Genomic DNA, 1,508 nt, shown 5'->3' on the forward strand with positions numbered 1-1,508 from the left:
CAGGCGTGGTTGGACCGGGACGTCGCGCAGTGCGGCTTCTGCCAGCCGGGACAGATCATGCAGGCCGTCGCGCTGATCAACGAGACCAGCGAGCCAACCGACGCGGACATCGACAAGATCGAGAACGTCTGCCGCTGCGGCACCTACGGCCGGATCCGGCAGGCGATCAAGCAGGCCGCCGAGAACATGTGAGCCCGTGGCCGGGCGGGGACCGCTCCGCCCGGCCGCACAGCTCTCGCGCAGGATCGAACCAAGACCTGCCTCGGACCCTGCGCGGCCGCGGGTTCTGGCACCCGCACCGCCGAGCAGAACGAGCGCAGGACGCAGTTCACAAGAGAAGTTGATGAGGGCATGACACTTCGCAAGTCTTTCGCCGCCGGGCTCGTCGCCTGCGCGGCTCTTTCGGCGTGCGGCGGTGGTTCGTCGGAGGACCACGGCACGCACATGCAGCACGGCGGCGGCCATCAGGCCGGTGGCGGCATGCAGATGAACATGGGCGACGCCAACGCGACTCCCGCCAAGGACGTGCAGGGCGCGCAGCTGCGCACCAACCCGTTCACGCTCCTGCCCACCCGTCCGCCGGGCACCGATCAGGCCGCGGGCACCGCGTGGCTGGCGATCCACCCGGGCGGCACGACGGTCACGCTGGAGATGACCGGCCTGGCGCCGAACGGGGAGTACATGGCCCACGTGCACGCCAAGCCGTGCGCGGAGGAGGCCGGCGGTGAGCACTTCAAGTTCGACCCCGCCGGGTCGGAGATGCCGCCGAACGAGATCCACCTGGCGTTCACCGCTGACGCCACCGGTCGCGGCTTCATGACCGCCGAGAACGACAAGCCGGCCGAGGCCGCCAAGTCGCTCGTGGTCCACCCGGCCGAGTTCACCGACAACCGAATCGCATGCGCCGACCTCTGAGCACCACCGTCGGTGCGGTTCTGAGCGCGTTGCTGGTCCTGCTGGGCGCGGGCACCGCGTTCGCGCACAGCGGGCTCAACTCCGCTTCCCCCGGCCCGGGTGAAACCGCCCAGGCCGGGGTGGACCGCATCGAGATGGACTTCGCAGGAGCCCTGGACGAGTCGAAGCCGCCGCAGATCGAGGTGAAGGATCCTTCGGGAACCGATCACGTCTCGGGCGAGGCGGACGTCGACGGCAACCACGTGACCGTCCACATCGAAGCGCTGAAACCCGGTCTGCACACGGTGAAGTACCGGACCACCTTCGACGACGGCCACAGCACCGAGGGCGGCTTCTACCTCAACGTCGCCCCGGCTCCGCCGGGTGAGTCCGGCAGCGGCAGCTACATGCTCTGGCTGAGCGTCGGCGGTGGCGCGGTGATCGTCGTGCTGCTGATCGCGGTGGTCGCCCTGATCCCGCGACGATCCGAGTCGGAGTAGCACCAGCACCACGAGAGCGTCCCCCTCCCGGGTTCACCTGGGAGGGGGACGTTTTCGAATTTCGCGCGAAATTCGAGGCTCGGGTTTCGGGTTTGGAGTTGGGGGGGGTTGGGT

The 1,508-nt window shown here is 69.0% G+C and carries 3 protein-coding genes; all 3 read left to right on the forward strand.

Features of this window, described 5'->3' with window-relative positions; all coding sequences use genetic code 11:
* On the forward strand, positions 1–192 hold a 192-nt coding region (locus AB0J91_RS32985), incomplete at its 5' end, for a 2Fe-2S iron-sulfur cluster-binding protein (RefSeq protein ID WP_363876950.1).
* Positions 193–351: 159 nt separating this feature from the next.
* Entirely contained in the window at positions 352–915 is a 564-nt protein-coding gene (locus tag AB0J91_RS32990) for a hypothetical protein (protein WP_363876952.1), read from the forward strand.
* Positions 900–1,394, forward strand: a complete 495-nt coding sequence (locus AB0J91_RS32995) for a copper resistance CopC family protein (protein WP_363876955.1) — start codon at positions 900–902, stop codon at positions 1,392–1,394. The genes AB0J91_RS32990 and AB0J91_RS32995 overlap by 16 nt, the downstream gene beginning before the upstream one ends.
* The last annotated feature ends 114 nt before the right edge of the window (positions 1,395–1,508 follow it).

Source organism: Saccharopolyspora sp. NPDC049357 (assembly GCF_040677225.1).
Classification (GTDB): Bacteria; Actinomycetota; Actinomycetes; order Mycobacteriales; family Pseudonocardiaceae; genus Saccharopolyspora.